The sequence below is a fragment of the Streptomyces sp. NPDC053513 genome (assembly GCF_044544765.1).
Classification (GTDB): Bacteria; Actinomycetota; Actinomycetes; order Streptomycetales; family Streptomycetaceae; genus Streptomyces; species Streptomyces litmocidini.
Map to the genome: position 1 here is coordinate 76,730 of NZ_JBITXP010000002.1, position 16,842 is coordinate 93,571.

The following is a 16,842-nucleotide window of genomic DNA, read 5'->3' on the forward strand; positions in this document are numbered from 1 at the left end:
GAGTCGGGAGCGGTCTTCTTCCACAGTCGTCCGCAAACCGGGGAGAACACCGTGTCCGAGAACGCCGTCAAGGGCCCCGCCGGCTACTTCCCCTCCATCGAGAAGAAGTACGGGCGGCCCGTCTCCGAGTGGTTCGAGATCATCCGGGACTCGCCGCTCACCAAGCACATGGAGCTCGTCTCCTGGCTGAAGGCCGAGCACGGGCTGGGCCACGGGCACGCGAACGCGCTCGTGGCCCACGTCCGCGCCGGCGGGCGGTAGGTCATGCCGCCAGGGCGTGGGGCGCCGTACGGGCTTCCACCCGGGCCCGCAGTACCAGGGTGGTCGCCGCCGTGGCCGTTCCCGCCGCCAGCGCCGTCCACCACAGCGCCGCCGGGCCCAGGGTCGTGTAGGCCGTCACTCCCAGGGTGAGGGCCCCGAAGCGGGCCACTCCCCACGTCCAGCTGTACGCGCCCTGGTAGCGCCCGCGGGCATGCGCCGGGGCCAGGTTGGCGAAGACGCCTGCCGCGATGCCCGCGACGACGACCTCGCCGAGCGACCAGACGACGACGGACAGCGTGTAGCCGGCGAGGCCGTCGGCCAGGCCGGTCAGCGCGACGCCCACCGCGATCAGCGCGCTGCCCGCGCTCTGCACCGCCAGCTGCGGGAACCGCGCCAGCCAGGCGGACGCGAAGGGCTGCAGCGCGACGACCAGGATCGCGTTGACGGCCGCCATCGCCCCGTACACCGCCGGTGAGAGGCCGCTGTCGCGGACGGCGAGCGGGAGCGCGACCTCGGTCAGCGAGTACACGAAGAGCTGGACGCCGAAGAGGGGGAGGAGGAGCAGGGCCAGGCGGTCCTTGAGGACCACTCCGTAGCCGATGCCGTCCTTCGTCCGTTCCTGCGGGGTCGAGCGCTTCGGTTCCGGCAGGCGGATCGCCACCACCGCCGCGTACAGGAGCATCGAGCCCGCGTCGACCGCGAACAGCAGCCAGTAGCCCTGGGCCGCCAGGTAGCCGCCGAGGACGCCCGCCACGGCGGTGCCGATGTTCACGCCCCAGCCGAAGAGTGCGTACGCGCGCTGCCGCCGTTCGCTGTCGACGGCGTCGGCCAGCAGGGCGTACGCCGCCGGGGAGACCGTGCTGCCGGCCGCGCTGATCAGCAGCGCCGACCCCGCCATCGTCCACACCCCCGGCGCCAGGAAGAGCGCTCCCTGCGCCGCCGCCGCGCCGATCAGGCCGATCAGCATCGTGGGGCGGCGGCCGATGCGGTCGGCGAGGATGCCGCCCACGGCGGGGCCGATCAGGTTGCCCGCTCCGAGGGCGCCGAGCACGTACGAGGTGTCCCCGCCGGTCACTCCCCGCGAGGCGAGGAAGAAGACCAGGAACGGCGTGACGAGGTAGCCGAGGCGGTTGACGATCGTTCCCGCGAAGATCGTCCAGACCTCGGACGGGAGGCCCTTGAAGGGGGTGGTGGGAGGGGTGGGGGCTGAGGTGGGGGAAGGGGCTGAGGTGACGCGGGGCGTTTCAGGCATGGGAGGAGCGTGCTTCCCGGGCCCTCTCGCCCTCCAATCATTAAGCTCAGGCCGAATCCATTCGCCACCCCCAGGACGTGGACCCCATGGAAGCCGGGCTCAGTTTCTCCACCGCCGACCTCGCCCAGACCCGTTTCGCCGTCTCCCCCATGTGGGAGGTCGTCACCAGCTACCGCATCGCCGCCCATCAACCCGACTCCGCCCCGCACGGACGCTGGGCCGCCCAGGTGCGGCCCCGGCTCGTCCGCGCCGGTCTCGACCGCAGCTGGCTCGCCGCGCTGATCCCCGGGGACGGCTACCTCGCCGACTTCCTCAACCCCACCCCCGCCGGGCCCTTCCCCACCCTCGACGTCGAGCTCGACGCCATTCGCCGCGCCCCCGCCGCGGACGTGCGGGACGACCTCGACACCCTGGAGCGGAAGGGCGTCGACCGGTCCCGACTCCGGCTGCTGCGCGAAGACCCCGAGGCCGTCCTCCCCAAGGTCGCCGACGAGATCGAGACGTACTGGGAAATCGCCCTCGCCCCCTACTGGGCCCGCATCCAGAAGGTCCTGGAGGCCGATGTCTTCCACCGGGCGCGGCAGGTCGCCGAGCACGGTTCGGCGCGGGTGCTGAGCGAGCTCCACGAGACCGTGCGGTGGGACGACGGCACCCTCCGGCTCGTACGGCGGCACTGCTCGCTCACCCGCGACCAGGCCGGCTCCGGGCTGCTGCTCATCCCCTCCGTCTTCGCCTGGCCCCGCGTCCTCACCCGCTCCGTCCACCCCGATCCGCCCCAACTCGCCTACCCGGCGCGGGGTTTCGGGAGCGTCTGGGAGCCCCGTACCACCGGTGCCACGGACGCCGTCGCCGCCGTCCTCGGCCGCTCCCGCACCCTGCTCCTCACCGAGCTCGACACCCCCGCCTCCACCACCCAACTCGCCGCCCACTGCGGCATGTCCGCCGCCGGCGTCTCCCAGCACCTCATCGCCCTCCGCAACGCCGGCCTCGTCACCGCCCACCGCAGCGGCCGCTCCGTCCTCTACGCCCGGACCGCCGTCGCCGATCAGCTCCTGCATCCCTAGTCACCGTCGCCGATCAGCTTCTGTGTCCCCGGACGCCGTCGCCGATCAGCTTCTGCGTCCCCGGCCTCCTCCGGTCACCCCTTGCCTTGGAGTGCACTCCAGTCCCTAGAGTGCGCGCATGCGCTATCGGGTACTCGGCGGGACCGGGATCGACGTCAGCACCTACTGCCTCGGCACCATGATGTTCGGAGCCGTCGGCAATCCGGACCACCAGGAGTCCGTACGGATCATCCATGCCGCCCTCGACCAGGGCATCAACTTCGTGGACACGGCCGACATGTACTCGGCCGGCGAGTCCGAGGAGATCGTCGGCAAGGCGCTGCGCGACCCGCGGCGCCGGGAGGCGACCGTCCTCGCCACCAAGGTCTACTTCCCGATGGGCGGCGAGGGGCCCAACAAGGGCGGCTCCTCACGGCGTTGGATCACCCTCGCCGTCGAGAACAGCCTCAAGCGGCTCGGTACGGAGTGGATCGACCTCTACCAGGTGCACCGGCCCGATCACCGGACCGATGTCGAGGAGACCCTCGACGTGCTCGGTGACCTGGTCACCCAGGGGAAGATCCGGGCCTTCGGCTGCTCCACCTTCCCGGCCGAGGAGATCGTCGAGGCGCACGCCGTCGCCGAGCGGCGCGGGCTGCGCCGGTTCCGCTCCGAGCAGCCGCCGTACTCGCTGCTCGCGCGCGGCGTGGAGGCGAACGTGCTGCCCACCGCCCAGAAGTACGGGATGGGGGTGCTGACCTGGAGCCCGCTCGCGTCCGGGTTCCTCACCGGCAAGTACCGGAAGGGCGCGCCCGTCGACCTCACCAGGGGGCGGGCCGCGCTCACCCCGCACCGGTTCGACCCCTCGCTGCCGGTCAACGCCGCCAAGCTCGACGCCGTCGAGGCCCTCGTCGAGGTCGCCGAGTCCATCGGGTGCTCCCTGCCCGAGCTGGCGATCGCGTTCGTCGCCGCCCATCCGGCCGTGACGTCCGTGATCATCGGGCCCCGGACGATGGAGCAGCTGGAGGGGCTGCTGAAGGGCGCGCCGGTCGTCCTGACCGACGAGGTCCTCGACCGGATCGACGCGATCGTGCCCCCGGGGACCAACCTCTATCAGCCGGACGGTGCCTGGAAGCCGCCCTTCCTCACCGATCCGGCGCTGCGGCGGCGGCCGTTGGACGAGCGGGCCGCCGGCTGAGCTACGGGGCGAACTGTTCCGTGCCCACCACCCGCAGCAGGGCCAGGCGCTCCCCCGTGTCCGTGCCCGGCGGCGGGGTGTGGAGGACGAGGCGCTGTTCGCCCTCCGGGGCGAGCAGCACCTGGCAGTCCAGGTCGACCGTGCCGATCACCGGGTGGGCGACCCGCATCCGGGTGTGCCGGCGGACCGCCACCTCGTGGCGGTCCCAGAGCTCGGCGAACTCCTCGCTCGCCCCGCGCAGTCGCTCCACGAGGCGCGTGGCGGCCGGGTCGCCGGAGCGGCGGCCGACGGCCGCGCGCAGGTCGGCGACGTGGAGGCGGCTGTAGTACGCGTGCTCCTCGGCCGGGTACGGCGTCCGGACCGCCGGGTCGGCGAACCAGCGCCAGACCACGTTCCGCCCGTGCTCCGACACCGTGCACACCCCGCCGAGCAGGGACCGGGCCATCGCGTTCTGGGCGAGGACGTCCCCGAGGTCGCTCAGGACCTGCGCGGGGGTCGTCTCCAGCTGGTCCAGGAGGTGGAGGAGGCCCGGGGCGACGTGGTCGCCGGCCGTGGCGCCGGCCGGCGGGCGGTGGCCGGCGAGGAGGTGGAGGTGGTCGCGCCCGTCGGTGTCGAGGCGCAGTGCGCGGGCGAGCGCGGCGAGCATCTGCGGCGAGGGCTGCGGGCCGCGGGCCTGCTCCAGGCGGATGTAGTAGTCGGCCGACATGCCGGCGAGCTGGGCGACCTCCTCGCGGCGCAGTCCGGGGGTGCGGCGCCGGGGCCCGGCCGGGAGGCCCGCGTCCTGCGGGCGTACCCGCTCGCGGGAACGGCGCAGGAAGTCGGCGAGTTCTCGGCGGTCGATCGTCATGCCGATCATGGTGCCGGGCGCGGGGCGCCGTATCCAGGGATCGGCGGTCCCAGGGTCAGGAGGGCTCTCCCGGGTGCTTCCGGCGGGCGGAAGAGTCCTCGGTGTCAGCCACCAGGCACCTTGTGAGGAGCACCCGTCATGGCCACCGTCACCGTCGGCACCGCCCGCGTCCACTACGACGTCGAGGGCTCGGGCGACGGCCCCGCCCTCCTTCTCGTCCACGGCACCGGCTCCGGCGGCGCCGTCATCAACTGGGGGCAGACCGCGCCCCGTTTCACCGGCGACCGCCGGGTCGTCACGCTGGATCTGTCCGGTGCCGACCGGACCGTCGACGACGGCGGGCCGCTGACCGTCGAGGCGCTCGCCGCGCAGGTCGCCGCGGTGATCGAGGACGCGGGCACCGGTCCGGTGGACCTCCTCGGGTTCTCGATGGGGGCCCCGGTGGCGGCGGCCGTCGCCGCGCTCCGCCCGGAGCTGGTGGAGCGACTGGTGCTGGTGGCGGGGTGGGCGTACACCGACGGCGACGAGTACCTGCGGAACCTGTTCACGCTGTGGCAGCGGCTCGGCGAGTTCGATCCGGCGGGCTTCGGACGGAGCGTGACGATGACCGGCTTCAGCCGCGGCTTCCTCAACTCGATCGGCCGCGAGGGCGTCGAGGCGCTCGTCCCGAACATGCCGCCCACGCCGGGCACCCTGCGGCACGTGGCGCTCGACCTGACGGTCGACATCCGCGACCTGCTGCCCCGGATCGAGGCGGAGACGCTGGTCGTCGGAGGGACGCGGGACATCACCGTGCCGGTGGAGAACAGCCGGGAGCTGCACGCGGCGATCGCCCGCAGCACGTACGCGGAGATCGACGCCGGTCACGTCATGTTCTTCGAGAAGGAGGACGAGTTCGTGAAGACGGTGACGGAGTTCCTGGGCTCCTGACTTCATCATGGGGCCCATGGGAGACAGCAGGTTCATCGACGCGGCGGAACGGCGGGCGCGGATCGGGGTGCGGCACCGGCTGGCGGGGAGTGCGCGGGCGGGGTCGGCGGCGGAGGTCGGGGACGCGCTCGTGGCGCTGCACGGGACGGATCCGGCGAGCGTGTTCCTCGCGGTGGCGGCGCGGCTGGCCGGGGGCGTCGAGCCGGTGGGGGCGGTGGAGCGGGCGTTGTACGAGGACGGGACGCTGGTCCGGATGCACGGCATGCGGCACACCCTCTTCGTCTTCCCGGCCTCCCTCGCCGCCGCCGTCCAGGCCTCGACGACCCGGGCGGCGGCCGCCCGTGAACGCACCACGCTCCTCAAGCACTTGACGGCCGGCAGCGACTTCGACGAGGCGTGGCTCGCGGAGACCGAGCGGCTCGTCCTCGCGGAGCTGGCCGCCCGGGGGGAGGCGACCGGGGCCGAACTGGGCACGGCCGTGCCGAGGTTGAGGTCGACGTACGTGTACGGGCCCGGCACCCGTCAGGAAGGGACGCAGTCCGTGGCGAGCCGGGTGCTGCGGGTCCTCGGCATGGAGGGCCGGATCGTACGGGGCCGGCCGCAGGGGACGTGGACGTCGAGCCGCTTCCGGTGGGCGGTCGCCGAGGCCCACCCCGAGCAGGACCCGGCGGAGGCGCGGGCGGAGCTGCTGCGGCACTGGCTCGGGGCGTGCGGGCCGGCGACCGAGGCGGACCTGACGTGGTGGACGGGGTGGAAGGTCACGGACGTGCGCAAGGCGCTCGTGGCGGTGGGGGCGCTGCCGGTGACGGTGGACGAGGGGACGGGTTTCGTCCTGCCGGACGACCTCGGGGCCGTGCCGGAGCCGGAGCCGTGGGCGGCGCTGCTGCCCGCGCTCGATCCGACGGCGATGGGCTGGCAGGGCCGCGACTGGTATCTGGACCCGGCCCATCGGGCGGCGCTGTACGACCGCAGCGGGAACATCGGGCCGACGGTGTGGTGGAACGGCCGGATCGTCGGCGGCTGGGCGCAGCGGCCGGACGGGACCGTCGTGCACCGGCTCCTCGCCGACGTGGGGGCGGACGCGGAGCGGGCGATCGGGGCGGAGGCGGCACGGCTCGCGGAGTGGGTGGGGGACGTCCGGGTGACACCCCGCTTCCGGACCCCGCTGGAACGGGAGCTCGGGGGCGGGTAGCGGGTGGGGTGGGGCAGCAGGCGGGGCCGAGGCGGTCGGTGCCGGGGCGGGGCCGAGGGGCTCGGGGCCGGTTGGCGGGTGGGCCGAGGCGGTTGGTGCCGGGGCGGGGTGGGGCGGCCGGTGCCGGGGCGGGGCCGAGGAGCTCGGTGCTGGGGCGGTCGGGTGATTTCCGGCGTCTTCCCGGTTTCCGTCCGCGCGGTGTCGAGAACGGCCGTCCGGCTCCGACTGTGCTGCGAGAGGCAGACCGGCCCCGTGAACGAGGAGGACGTCATGAAGTACCTGGTGATGGTGCAGGGATCGCAGGCCGACTACGAGGCGATGACGGGCCGCGGCTCCGCGCAGAGCCCCGCCTGGGACAAGACGCAGCTCAAGGCCATGTTCGACCACATGAACGCGATCACCGAGGAGGTGTCCGCGAGCGGCGAGCTGATCGACGCGCAGGGCCTCGCCGCCCCGTCCACGACCCGCTTCGTCACGGTGGACGCCGACGGGAAGCCGATCGTCACCGACGGCCCGTACGCCGAGACCAAGGAGGTCCTCGCCGGCTACTGGGTCCTCGACTGCGCCTCCCTGGAGCGCGTCACCGAGATCGCCGCCCAGGTGGCCCGCTGCCCGGTCCCGCCCGGCTCCCCGGACCACCCGGTGGTCATCCGCCCGATCGACGAGACGGGCCCGGCCCAGGACTGAGCTCAGTGCGTCCCGTGGGCCCGCCCGTCCCGAGGAGCCGAGCGAGCGGCTCGTCGTCGACGGAGTGGGGATGTTCCTCCGCCGCCGCACGCCCTGACAGGTGTCATCCTTGGACTTCGACGGGACCCCGTGCCGGGGAGTAAATTACCCCCTGGGGTATCTGTGGAGGAGTGACAGTGGAACTCGATCTCGCGGGCGCCGAGCTCAAGTCCGTCCTGAACCGGCTGCGCCGGGCGCAGGGCCAGATCTCCGGGGTGATCCGGATGATCGAGGAGGGACGTGACTGCGAGGAGGTCGTCACCCAGTTGGCCGCCGCCTCCCGGGCCCTCGACCGGGCCGGGTTCGCGATCATCGCGACCGGTCTCCAGCAGTGCCTGACCGACATCGAGGGCGGGCGCAGGAACGGCGAGGACCCCGAGGCGATGCGGGCCCGCCTGGAGAAGCTCTTCCTCTCGCTGGCCTAGCCGAAGACGCGGATGGGGGAGTACCCCCGGGGCGATGCCCCGGGGGTACTCCCCCATCCGGCCGTCAGTCGTCCGCCAGGCCCTTCAGGCGCTTGGCGATGCGGGTCAGGCGCTCGCCCTGGTAGCGGGCGGCCGCGAGGACCTCCTCGCCCGGGGTGCCGTTGGCGCCCGGGTGGGCGGTGCCGTACGGGTTGCCGCCGGCCGCGTACACCGCCGGGTCGGTGAAGCCGGGCGAGACGATGACCGAGCCCCAGTGGTGGAAGGTGTTGTAGAGCGCGAGCAGCGTCGACTCGTTGCCGCCGTGGACGTTGTGGGCACTGGTGAACGCGGTCGCGGGCTTGTCCGCCATGACGCCCCGCTGCCAGAGGCCGCCCGTCGTGTCGACGTACTGCTTGAGCTGCGCGGACACGTTGCCGAAGCGGGTCGGGGAGCCGAGCGCGTACGCGTCCGCCCACTCCAGGTCCTCCAGGGTGGCGACCTCCACGTCCCCGGTGGCGTCCACGTGGGCGCGCCAGGCCGGGTTGGCGTCGATGGCGGCGTCGGGGGCGAGCTCGGGCACCCGGCGCAGACGGACCTCGGCGCCGGCCTTCTCGGCGCCCTCCGCGAGGGCCTGGGCGAGCTGGTGGACGGACCCCGTGGCCGAGTAGTAGATGACGGCGACCTTGACGGACATGGCGGACTCTCCTCAGCCGAACACGAACGGACCCACATGGACGGACCAAGCGGATTGTTTTCCGCTTTGTCGTGACCGAGATTAAACGGATTGCTATCCGGTTCGCAAGGGGAGCAGGTATGCTCGCCCCAGGAAGCCGCGAAAGCGACCGAGGGGGAGACGGAGCTCAGGGCACAGGGACAGGAGTCGGCAGATGAGCACGGAGAACCCGCGGGCCCGGGACAGGACGGCACCGGTGCTCGACCTGCTCCCCACCGTCGACGCCCCCGCCCCCGAGCGCGCCGACGCCGCCCGCAACCGGCGCAGGATCCTCGACGCGGCCGCCCGGATCGTCGCCGAGGAAGGCCCCGACGCCGTCACCATGAACCAGGTCGCCCACGCCAGCGGCATCGGCGTCGGCACCGTCTACCGCCGCTTCGGCGACGTCTCCCAGCTGCTGTGGGCGCTCCTCGACGAGCGCGAGCGCGTGTTCCAGGAGGCGTACATGAGCGGCCCGCCGCCGCTGGGCCCCGGCGCCCCCGCCGCCGAGCGGCTCGACGCGTTCCTCGACGCGCTCGTCGACCGGGTCGCCGCGCAGCGCGCCCTGCTGCTCGCGGCGCACTCCGCCGCGCCCCGCGCCCGCTACCACAGCGGTGCCTACCGGGTGATGCACACGCACATGGCCCTGCTCATCGGGCAGCTCAGGCCGGGGAGCGACCGCGCGCTCCTCGCGCACCTGGCGCTCGCTCCCTTCTCGCCCGACGTCATGCACCACCTGGCGGTCGAGCAGGAGCTGTCGGCCGAGCGCCTCAAGGCCGGCGTACGGGAACTGCTCGCCCTGAGGGCCTGACCCCGGCCGGAGCGGCCGGAGCGACCCCGGAGAAGGCCGACCGCTCCGTGGACGGTGGTGGACCGGCGGCCTCCGGAGTCGCAGGATCACGCCATGACCACGTACCTGATCCTGCACGGCTTCCAGAACCGCCGCCCGCCCGCCCACTGGCAGCACTGGCTCACCGGGAAGCTGCGCGAGCGCGGCCACGAGGTCCGCTACCCCCAGCTGCCCTCGCCGGACGCGCCCGTCCTCGACGAGTGGCTCGACGCCCTGGAGGAGCACGGGCAGCGCCCGGCCGAGGGGGAGTTCGTGGTCCTCGCGCACAGCCTGTCGGTGCTGCTGTGGCTGCGCGCCGGGGACCGGCGGCCGGACGCCGACCGGGTCCTCCTGGTCGCCCCGCCCTCCCCGGGGGTCACCGCCTCGATCCCGGAGATCGCCGCCTTCGCCGACGGCCTCGACCTGACGGAGGCGGGGCTCAAGGCGCGCCTCGTGTACGGGGACGGGGACCCCTACTGCCCCGAGGGCGCCGATCTGCACTACGGCATCCCGCTCGGCCTCGACCTGGACCACGTACCGGCCGGTGAGCACCTCAACCCCGACTCGGGGTACGGGGAGTGGCCCTCGCTCCTGGACTGGTGCGAGGACCTGGCCGTACGGGTGCGGGGGAACGAGCAGCCGTGAGGGCGGCGGGAAACACCCCGGCCCGCGGTGTCCGCGCCCGGTAGCGTCGGCCGGATGCACCCCGAGACCGCACCCCATGACCAAGGCCTGCTCGACGTGGGCGACGGCAACCTCGTCCACTGGGAGGTGTCCGGAAATCCGGACGGCAAGCCCGCGCTCGTCGTGCACGGCGGGCCCGGCTCCGGCTCCTCCCCGCGCAGCCGGCGGTACTTCGACCCGGAGGCGTACCGGGTCGTCCTCTTCGACCAACGCGGCTGCGGGCGCTCCACCCCGCACGCGAGCGACCCGGCCGCCGACATGTCCGTGAACACCACCGCGCACCTGGTGGCCGACATGGAGCGGCTGCGCGAGCACCTCGGGATCGACAAGTGGCTGCTGTACGGCTGCTCCTGGGGCTCCACGCTGATCCTGGCGTACGCGGAGGCCCACCCCGAGCGCGTGTCGGAGATCGTGATCGCGTCCGTCACGACCACCCGCCGCTCCGAGACCGCCTGGCTGTACGAGGGCGTGGGCCGCTTCTTCCCCGAGGCCCACGAGCGCTTCCGGGCGGGGGCGGGGAACGCCCCCGACGTCGTGGGGGCGTACGCGGCCCTCATGGGCCACCCCGACCGGGCCGTACGGGAGAAGGCCGCGGCCGACTGGTGCGCCTGGGAGGACGCGGTCCTCTCGGCGGAGGGCATGGGGACCCCGTACACCGACCGGGTCGACGACGCCCGGCTCGGCTTCGTCCGGATCTGCTCGCACTACTTCGCGCACGGCGCCTTCCTGGAGGAGGGCGCGCTGATCCGCGACGCGCACCGGCTCGCCGGCATCCCCGGAGTCCTGGCCCACGGCCGGCTCGACATGGGCGGGCCGCTCACCACCGCCTGGGAGCTGGCCCGCGCCTGGCCGGACGCCGAGCTGCACGTCGTCGAGCGCGCCGGGCACCTGGGCGGCGAGGAGACCCGGGAGCGGATCCTGGCGGCCCTCGACCGCTTCGCGAAAGGGTGAACCCACCGGGCGATCATCACGCATGCGCGTGATGATCGGTGCGTGAACTTCGGAATCCGCCCGGCATCCGCCCGGGGCCTGCTCCGAAAAACGCCCCGAAGGCCGCGAAACAGGGTCCGAAGGAGGGGAATTGATAATTCCATATTTCCTTCCTGCGCTGACCTGGCAGGAATTGCGACGGATCTGTTCACAGAACGCCCTCGAAATCGCTAGCTTCCCCTCAACCTCCGTCCGTACCGGGAAGGACTTCTGTGAACGCATCCCAGCGCCGAGCCGCGGCCATCCTCGCCGCCGCCGCCCTCGCCACCCCGCTGGTCCTCGCCTCCCCCGCCACCGCGGGTCAGGACCCCGCGGCCGCGCCCGCCCGCGACGCCGCCAGGCTGGCGAAGAAGCTGGTCCGCGAAACCACCGCCCAGGACGCCTACAAGCACCTGCAGAAGTTCCAGGCGATAGCCGACTCGGCCGCCGGAAACCGCGCGGCCGGCACCCTCGGCCACGACGCCTCGGCCGCCTATGTGTACACGCAGCTCAAGAAGGCCGGATACGACGTCCGGTACCAGCAGTTCGACTTCGTCTACACCCAGACGCTCGCCGAGAAGGCCTCCGTCCTCTCGCCCGACCCCCGGGCGCTCGGCATCAGGGCGATGACGTACACGAAGTCCACCCCGGTCGGCGGCATCACCGCCGAACTGGCGGCCGTACCGGTCGACGCCGACGGCTCCACCGGCTGCGAGCCGGGCGACTTCGCCTCCGGCGCCTTCACCGGGAAGATCGCGCTGATCAAGCGCGGCGTCTGCTCCTTCGCGATCAAGCAGCAGAACGCCGCAGCGGCCGGCGCCGTCGGCGCGATCGTCTACAACAACGTCGACGGCGCCCTCTCCGGCACCCTCGGCGACCCCGCCTCCGGCAAGCTCCCCACCGGCGGGATCAGCCTGGCCGAGGGCACCCGGCTCACCGCCGACCTCGCCAAGGGCCCGGTCTCCCTCTCCTTCGAGATCCGCCAGCTCCAGGAGAAGCGCACCACCAACAACGTCATCGCGGAGACCCGGGGCGGCAACGCCGCCAACACCGTGATGCTCGGCTCCCACCTCGACTCCGTCACCGCAGGCCCCGGCATCAACGACAACGGCTCCGGCTCCGCCGGCCTCCTGCAGACCGCCCTGGAGCTCGCCAAGTCGAAGGAGAAGGTCCGCAACAAGGTCCGCTTCGCCTGGTGGTCGGCGGAGGAGGTCGGCCTCCTCGGCTCCGAGCACTACGTCAACAGCCTGTCGGCGCTCGACAGGAAGGAGATCAGGCTCTACCTCAACTTCGACATGATCGCCTCGCCGAACTACGGCCTGTTCGTGTACGACGGCGACAACTCGGACGGCGTCGGCGCGGGCGCCGGACCCGAGGGCTCCGCCCAACTGGAGCGCGACATCACCGACTTCATGGACGGGCGCGGCGTCCCCCACGAGGGCACCGACTTCACCGGCCGCTCCGACTACGGCCCGTTCATCGAGGTCGGCATCCCCTCCGGCGGCACCTTCACCGGCGCCGAGGGCATCAAGACCCCCGCCCAGGCGGCCAGGTTCGGCGGCACGGCGGGCGTCGCGTACGACGTGAACTACCACGCCAAGGGCGACGACATCCACAACATCGACATGACGGCCTTCGACGTCAACATCGACGTCATCGCCAACGCCGTGGGCACCTACGCCCACGACATCTCCTCCCTGCGCAAGCCGGTCGTCTCCACCCCGACCACCGGCGACGCGGGCAGCGGCGGCGGTCTGCACGGGGACCACGACGAGGTGACGCAGTAGCTACCGCCTCCGGCGGGCCGTCCCGAAGAGGGAGCGGGTGATCTCCCGGCCCAGCTGAGTGCCGACCGACCGGGCCAGGGACGTGAAGATCCCGCTGCCCACCACCTGCTCGACGAGCGAGGGCTCCTCCTCCCGGTCACCGGGAGCGGGGGCCCTCGCCGCCCCCTCCTTCTCCCGGGCGGCCCGGAGCGCCGTCTCCTTCTCCGTCTCCTTCTCCCGGGCGGCCCGGAGCGCCGCCTCCTCCGCCGCCCGCTGCTCGGCGGTCAGCTTCTCGTACGCCGACTCCCGGTCCACCGCCTCCGCGTACCGCCCGTACAGCGGCGAACCCTTCACCGCCGCGTCCAGGGCCGCCGCGTCGATCGGGCCCATCAACGACTCCGGGGCCCGCAGCCGGGTCGCCGCCACCGGCGTCGGCGCCCCCTCCTCGCTCAGTACGGTGACCACCGCCTCGCCCGTACCGAGCCCGGTGAGCACCTCCTCCAGGTCGTACGGCGACTTCGGGAAGGTCCGCACCGTCGCCTTCAGGGCCTTCGCGTCGTCCGGAGTGAAGGCGCGCAGCGCGTGCTGCACCCGGTTGCCGAGCTGCGCCAGCACGTCCGCGGGGACGTCCTTCGGCGTCTGCGTCACGAAGAAGACCCCGACGCCCTTGGAGCGGATCAGCCGCACCGTCTGCGTGATCGACTCCAGGAACGCCTTCGAGGCGCCGCTGAAGAGCAGGTGCGCCTCGTCGAAGAAGAAGACCAGCTTCGGCTTCTCCAGGTCGCCGACCTCCGGGAGGTCGCCGAAGAGGTCCGCCAGCATCCACATCAGGAAGGTCGAGAACAGCTGCGGCTTGTCCTGCACCGCCGGCAGCTCCAGGACCGAGACGATCCCGCGCCCGTCCTCCGCCGTCCGCAGCAGCTCGGCCGTGTCGAACTCCGGCTCCCCGAAGAAGTCCCCCGCCCCCTGCTGCTCGAAGGCCGTGATCGACCGCAGGATCACCCCGGCCGTCGCCGTCGACAGGCCGCCGATGCCCTTGAGCTCCGCCTTCCCCGTGTCCGAGACCAGGAAGGCCACCACCGCCCGCAGGTCCTTGAGGTCGACCAGCTCCAGGCCCTTGGCGTCGGCGTAGTGGAAGATCAGGCCGAGCGACTGCTCCTGCGTCGGGTTGAGCCGGAGCACCTTGGAGAGCAGGACGGGACCGAAGCCGGTGACCGTGGCGCGGACCGGGACGCCGGGGCCGGTGCCGCCGAGCCCGTAGAACTCGCAGGGGAAGCCGCGCCCCCGCCACTCCTGGCCCACCTGCCCGGCGCGCTCCCGGACCCGCTCGCCGTCCCGGCCGGGGGCGGAGATCCCGGAGACGTCGCCCTTGATGTCGGCGAGGAAGACCGGCACGCCGTTCGCCGAGAGCTGCTCGGCGATCAGCTGGAGCGTCTTCGTCTTGCCGGTGCCGGTCGCCCCGGCGACCAGACCGTGCCGGTTGAGCACGGGCAGCGGGACGCGGATGCGCGCGTCCGGGTGACAGACGCCGTCCCAGAGCAGAGCCCCCAGTTCGAGTGCGGGGCCGTCGAAGGCGTACCCGGCGGCGATCCGGGTCGCCTCGGCGTCCGGCGGCTGCTCGCTCACGCTCACGACGGCACCCCGATTCCGGTTCTGTCACGGTTTGCACCAGCATCCCACTGCTCTCGCGTGGCTGCGCCGGGAGCCGCTCGCCCGGTAGGCTTTCCGTGTGATCTTCAAGCGCATCGGAAACGGAAAGCCGTATCCCGACCACGGCCGGGAAAGCACCCGGCAGTGGGCGGACGTCGCCCCGCGCCCGGTCCGCCTCGACCAGCTGGTGACCACCAAGGGCCAGCTGGACCTGGAGACCCTGCTCGCCGAGGACTCCACCTTCTACGGCGACCTCTTCGCGCACGTCGTGAAGTGGCAGGGCGACCTCTACCTCGAGGACGGACTGCACCGCGCCGTCCGCGCGGCGCTCCAGCAGCGGCAGGTGCTGCACGCCCGCGTCCTGGAGCTCGACTGAGCCCTCCGCGGACCCGCCCCGCCGAGCTTCCCGCTGAGCCTTTCGGGGTCAGTTCGCCCCCATCCGGACGCGATCACATGATCATCAAGTAGGCATCGCCGACGGGCGGCATTACGCTGCGTTCATGAGCATGCTCACTCCCCCCGGCATGGGCGGAAAGTACCGCATCACGGGGGATGTCTACCCCCGCATGCGCCGCCCCCACCGCCGGCGCAGGATCGTCCTCGCGTCCGCCGCCGCCGTGGTCGTGCTCGGCGCGGCCGGCTGGGGGACGCTCCAGCTCGTCGACGTCTTCTCCGGCGGCGACGGCTCGAAGACGACGGCCGGGAAGCAGACCGACTGCAAGCCCGCGCCCAAGGCCACCACCGCGCCCGCCGCCGCCTTCCCCAAGCCCGCGCAGATCACGGTCAACGTCTACAACGCGACCCCGCGCAGCGGGCTCGCCAAGACGACCGCGGACGAGCTCAAGAAGCGCGGCTTCAAGATCGGCAAGGTGGGGAACGCGCCCACCGCCTACGACAAGAAGGTCCCGGGCGCCGGCCTGCTGCTCGGCGCGCCCACGGCCACCAAGGGCGCCTTCCCGGTCCTCCGCACCCAACTCGCGGGCGCCACGGCCAAGACGGACACCCGGGGCACGGCGGACGTGGACCTGATCATCGGGACCGCGTTCAAGACGCTGTCCCCGAAAGCGACGGCGGACGCGGCCCTGGTCGCCCTGACCAAGCCCGCGCCCGCGGTGAAACCCTGCCGTTAGGACCTGCTCGGCGGAGGCCGGCGGTGCCTTCTTCGGTGAGCCGACGGCGCCTTGTCCGGCCGACCCGACAACGCCTTGTCCGGCCGGCCCGACAGTGTCTTGCGCGGTTGAGCCGACAGTGCCTTACTCGGCCGAGCCGTACATGCGGTCGCCCGCGTCGCCCAGGCCCGGGACGATGTAGCCGTTCTCGTTGAGCCGCTCGTCGACCGAGGCCGTCACGACGGTCACCGGCGTGCCCGCGAGCTCGCGCTCCATGACCTCGACGCCCTCCGGGGCGGCGAGGAGCACGACCGCGGTCACATCGTCGGCGCCGCGCTTGATGAGCTCCTGGATCGCCGCGACCAGCGTGCCGCCGGTCGCCAGCATCGGGTCCAGGACGTAGACCTGGCGGCCCGAGAGGTCCTCCGGCATCCGCGTCGCGTAGGTCGACGCCTCCAGCGTCTCCTCGTTGCGGATCATGCCGAGGAAACCGACCTCGGCCGTCGGGAGCAGCCGGACCATGCCGTCGAGCATCCCGAGCCCGGCGCGCAGGATCGGGACCACCAGCGGACGCGGGTGCGACAGCTTCACGCCGGTCGTGGGCGTCACGGGGGTCTCGATGTCGACCTGCTCGGTCCGCACGTCCCTGGTGGCCTCGTAGGCGAGCAGGGTGACCAGCTCGTCGGCGAGACGGCGGAAGGTCGCGGAGTCCGTGCGCTTGTCGCGCAGGGTGGTGAGCTTGTGGGCGACCAGGGGGTGGTCGACGACGTGGAGACGCATGACTCAACAGTAGCCCGCCGAGCACTGGCATCGACCCACGCCGCTGGGGGAAGGTGGGGGCACAGGGACCCAGCGATGGGGTGGTGTGGCCGATGCCCGACCTGGAAGAACCGGCCGAGGAAGCCGCCGAGGGGGCGGCCCGCACGCCGGTACCGGAGACCGACGCGGAGCGCCGCAGGCGGCGCGCCCAGTTCCTCCGCGAGCTGAACGAGGCCAAGGCGCTGCGCGAACGCGTGCAGCCGCGGCGCGCCCGGGCCGCCCGGATGCGCCAGGCGATGCGCATGCGGACCTTCCGCTGGTGAGGCCGTCCGTGGGGCGCCGCGGCGGCAGCCGGCCGTGCGCCCCCTCCGTGCGCCGGGGTCGCACGCCCACCCGATCGCGGGGTCGTTCAGACTGATGCACGACGCAAGAGCCGAAGACCTCTCCTGACGGCGACGTTTCTGTCACGATGCCGATTGGGCGGGGCATCGGAAGCGCGCCGCCGGAACGT

At 72.8% G+C, this 16,842-nt stretch carries 19 protein-coding genes; 14 read left to right on the forward strand and 5 right to left on the reverse strand.

Features of this window, described 5'->3' with window-relative positions; translation table 11 throughout:
- Positions 1-51: 51 nt before the first annotated feature.
- Positions 52-261, forward strand: a complete 210-nt coding sequence (locus ACIGW4_RS03525; protein ID WP_123453814.1) for a DUF4287 domain-containing protein — start codon at positions 52-54, stop codon at positions 259-261.
- 1 nt (position 262) lies between these two features.
- Here ACIGW4_RS03525 and ACIGW4_RS03530 read toward each other — a convergent pair whose 3' ends face one another.
- Positions 263-1,513 (reverse strand): MFS transporter, encoded by a 1,251-nt coding sequence (locus ACIGW4_RS03530; protein ID WP_399578255.1) that lies wholly within the window; start codon positions 1,511-1,513, stop codon positions 263-265.
- A gap of 86 nt (positions 1,514-1,599) precedes the next feature.
- On the opposite strand from ACIGW4_RS03530, the gene ACIGW4_RS03535 reads away from it, so the two are divergent.
- Together ACIGW4_RS03535 and ACIGW4_RS03540 are read left to right on the forward strand one after the other, a co-directional pair.
- On the forward strand, positions 1,600-2,577 hold the full coding sequence (locus tag ACIGW4_RS03535) for a DUF5937 family protein (RefSeq protein WP_399578675.1): 978 nt from the start codon (positions 1,600-1,602) through the stop codon (positions 2,575-2,577).
- A gap of 118 nt (positions 2,578-2,695) precedes the next feature.
- Positions 2,696-3,754, forward strand: coding sequence for an aldo/keto reductase (locus ACIGW4_RS03540; RefSeq protein ID WP_359590931.1), 1,059 nt, complete (start codon positions 2,696-2,698; stop codon positions 3,752-3,754).
- Between the two features lies 1 nt (position 3,755).
- On the opposite strand, the gene ACIGW4_RS03545 is transcribed toward ACIGW4_RS03540, so the two are convergent.
- On the reverse strand, positions 3,756-4,610 hold the full coding sequence (locus tag ACIGW4_RS03545; protein ID WP_359590930.1) for a helix-turn-helix transcriptional regulator: 855 nt from the start codon (positions 4,608-4,610) through the stop codon (positions 3,756-3,758).
- A 129-nt stretch (positions 4,611-4,739) separates the two neighbouring features.
- On the opposite strand from ACIGW4_RS03545, the gene ACIGW4_RS03550 reads away from it, so the two are divergent.
- The 4 genes from ACIGW4_RS03550 (at position 4,740) to ACIGW4_RS03565 (ending at position 7,874) form a co-directional block, all read left to right on the forward strand.
- Complete coding sequence (locus ACIGW4_RS03550) at positions 4,740-5,531, forward strand: alpha/beta fold hydrolase (protein ID WP_399578258.1); 792 nt, start codon at positions 4,740-4,742, stop codon at positions 5,529-5,531.
- Positions 5,532-5,547: 16 nt separating this feature from the next.
- The gene (locus ACIGW4_RS03555) at positions 5,548-6,723 is read left to right on the forward strand and encodes a winged helix DNA-binding domain-containing protein (protein ID WP_399578261.1); all 1,176 of its coding nucleotides are present in this window, start codon (positions 5,548-5,550) and stop codon (positions 6,721-6,723) included.
- Positions 6,724-6,993: 270 nt separating this feature from the next.
- Positions 6,994-7,410 (forward strand): YciI family protein, encoded by a 417-nt coding sequence (locus tag ACIGW4_RS03560; RefSeq protein WP_123457392.1) that lies wholly within the window; start codon positions 6,994-6,996, stop codon positions 7,408-7,410.
- Positions 7,411-7,586: 176 nt separating this feature from the next.
- Positions 7,587-7,874 carry a metal-sensitive transcriptional regulator gene (locus tag ACIGW4_RS03565; protein WP_123453803.1) on the forward strand — a complete coding sequence of 96 codons (288 nt, stop codon included), beginning with the start codon at positions 7,587-7,589 and terminating at the stop codon, positions 7,872-7,874.
- A gap of 64 nt (positions 7,875-7,938) precedes the next feature.
- On the opposite strand, the gene wrbA is transcribed toward ACIGW4_RS03565, so the two are convergent.
- Positions 7,939-8,547: an NAD(P)H:quinone oxidoreductase gene (gene wrbA / locus ACIGW4_RS03570; RefSeq protein WP_123453801.1), complete on the reverse strand. Its 609-nt coding sequence runs from the start codon at positions 8,545-8,547 to the stop codon at positions 7,939-7,941.
- Between the two features lie 193 nt (positions 8,548-8,740).
- On the opposite strand from wrbA, the gene ACIGW4_RS03575 reads away from it, so the two are divergent.
- The 4 genes from ACIGW4_RS03575 (at position 8,741) to ACIGW4_RS03590 (ending at position 12,834) form a co-directional block, all read left to right on the forward strand.
- Complete coding sequence (locus ACIGW4_RS03575; protein ID WP_123453799.1) at positions 8,741-9,376, forward strand: TetR/AcrR family transcriptional regulator; 636 nt, start codon at positions 8,741-8,743, stop codon at positions 9,374-9,376.
- Positions 9,377-9,469: 93 nt separating this feature from the next.
- Entirely contained in the window at positions 9,470-10,039 is a 570-nt protein-coding gene (locus tag ACIGW4_RS03580) for an RBBP9/YdeN family alpha/beta hydrolase (protein WP_399578263.1), read from the forward strand.
- Between the two features lie 54 nt (positions 10,040-10,093).
- Positions 10,094-11,029, forward strand: coding sequence for a prolyl aminopeptidase (gene pip / locus ACIGW4_RS03585; RefSeq protein ID WP_399578266.1), 936 nt, complete (start codon positions 10,094-10,096; stop codon positions 11,027-11,029).
- Between the two features lie 251 nt (positions 11,030-11,280).
- A complete protein-coding gene (locus ACIGW4_RS03590) occupies positions 11,281-12,834 on the forward strand; it encodes a M28 family metallopeptidase (protein ID WP_399578267.1) in 1,554 nt (517 codons plus the stop codon).
- On the opposite strand, the gene ACIGW4_RS03595 is transcribed toward ACIGW4_RS03590, so the two are convergent.
- Positions 12,835-14,445, reverse strand: coding sequence for a helicase HerA-like domain-containing protein (locus ACIGW4_RS03595; protein WP_399578269.1), 1,611 nt, complete (start codon positions 14,443-14,445; stop codon positions 12,835-12,837).
- A gap of 97 nt (positions 14,446-14,542) precedes the next feature.
- Here ACIGW4_RS03595 and ACIGW4_RS03600 point away from each other — a divergent pair, with 97 nt between their 5' ends.
- Both ACIGW4_RS03600 and ACIGW4_RS03605 read left to right on the forward strand, forming a co-directional pair.
- The gene (locus tag ACIGW4_RS03600; RefSeq protein WP_030209440.1) at positions 14,543-14,839 is read left to right on the forward strand and encodes a type II toxin-antitoxin system VapB family antitoxin; all 297 of its coding nucleotides are present in this window, start codon (positions 14,543-14,545) and stop codon (positions 14,837-14,839) included.
- 124 nt (positions 14,840-14,963) lie between these two features.
- Positions 14,964-15,593 (forward strand): LytR C-terminal domain-containing protein, encoded by a 630-nt coding sequence (locus tag ACIGW4_RS03605; RefSeq protein ID WP_359590922.1) that lies wholly within the window; start codon positions 14,964-14,966, stop codon positions 15,591-15,593.
- A 123-nt stretch (positions 15,594-15,716) separates the two neighbouring features.
- Here ACIGW4_RS03605 and upp read toward each other — a convergent pair whose 3' ends face one another.
- Complete coding sequence (gene upp, locus ACIGW4_RS03610; RefSeq protein WP_017240523.1) at positions 15,717-16,352, reverse strand: uracil phosphoribosyltransferase; 636 nt, start codon at positions 16,350-16,352, stop codon at positions 15,717-15,719.
- Positions 16,353-16,444: 92 nt separating this feature from the next.
- Between upp and ACIGW4_RS03615 the strand changes: the two genes are divergently transcribed.
- A complete protein-coding gene (locus ACIGW4_RS03615) occupies positions 16,445-16,654 on the forward strand; it encodes a hypothetical protein (RefSeq protein ID WP_398707874.1) in 210 nt (69 codons plus the stop codon).
- The last annotated feature ends 188 nt before the right edge of the window (positions 16,655-16,842 follow it).

Excerpts from the sequence above, each read along its gene's own strand:
- pip (WP_399578266.1), top strand. The coding sequence starts at position 10,094 with ATGCACCCCGAGACCGCACCCCATGACCAAGGCCTGCTCGACGTGGGC.
- ACIGW4_RS03560 (WP_123457392.1), top strand. The coding sequence starts at position 6,994 with ATGAAGTACCTGGTGATGGTGCAGGGATCGCAGGCCGACTACGAGGCG.
- ACIGW4_RS03530 (WP_399578255.1), bottom strand. The coding sequence starts at position 1,513 with ATGCCTGAAACGCCCCGCGTCACCTCAGCCCCTTCCCCCACCTCAGCC.
- wrbA (WP_123453801.1), bottom strand. The coding sequence starts at position 8,547 with ATGTCCGTCAAGGTCGCCGTCATCTACTACTCGGCCACGGGGTCCGTC.
- ACIGW4_RS03535 (WP_399578675.1), top strand. The coding sequence starts at position 1,600 with ATGGAAGCCGGGCTCAGTTTCTCCACCGCCGACCTCGCCCAGACCCGT.
- ACIGW4_RS03540 (WP_359590931.1), top strand. The coding sequence starts at position 2,696 with ATGCGCTATCGGGTACTCGGCGGGACCGGGATCGACGTCAGCACCTAC.
- ACIGW4_RS03615 (WP_398707874.1), top strand. The coding sequence starts at position 16,445 with ATGCCCGACCTGGAAGAACCGGCCGAGGAAGCCGCCGAGGGGGCGGCC.
- ACIGW4_RS03545 (WP_359590930.1), bottom strand. The coding sequence starts at position 4,610 with ATGATCGGCATGACGATCGACCGCCGAGAACTCGCCGACTTCCTGCGC.
- ACIGW4_RS03550 (WP_399578258.1), top strand. The coding sequence starts at position 4,740 with ATGGCCACCGTCACCGTCGGCACCGCCCGCGTCCACTACGACGTCGAG.
- ACIGW4_RS03605 (WP_359590922.1), top strand. The coding sequence starts at position 14,964 with ATGAGCATGCTCACTCCCCCCGGCATGGGCGGAAAGTACCGCATCACG.
- ACIGW4_RS03555 (WP_399578261.1), top strand. The coding sequence starts at position 5,548 with ATGGGAGACAGCAGGTTCATCGACGCGGCGGAACGGCGGGCGCGGATC.
- ACIGW4_RS03580 (WP_399578263.1), top strand. The coding sequence starts at position 9,470 with ATGACCACGTACCTGATCCTGCACGGCTTCCAGAACCGCCGCCCGCCC.
- ACIGW4_RS03575 (WP_123453799.1), top strand. The coding sequence starts at position 8,741 with ATGAGCACGGAGAACCCGCGGGCCCGGGACAGGACGGCACCGGTGCTC.
- upp (WP_017240523.1), bottom strand. The coding sequence starts at position 16,352 with ATGCGTCTCCACGTCGTCGACCACCCCCTGGTCGCCCACAAGCTCACC.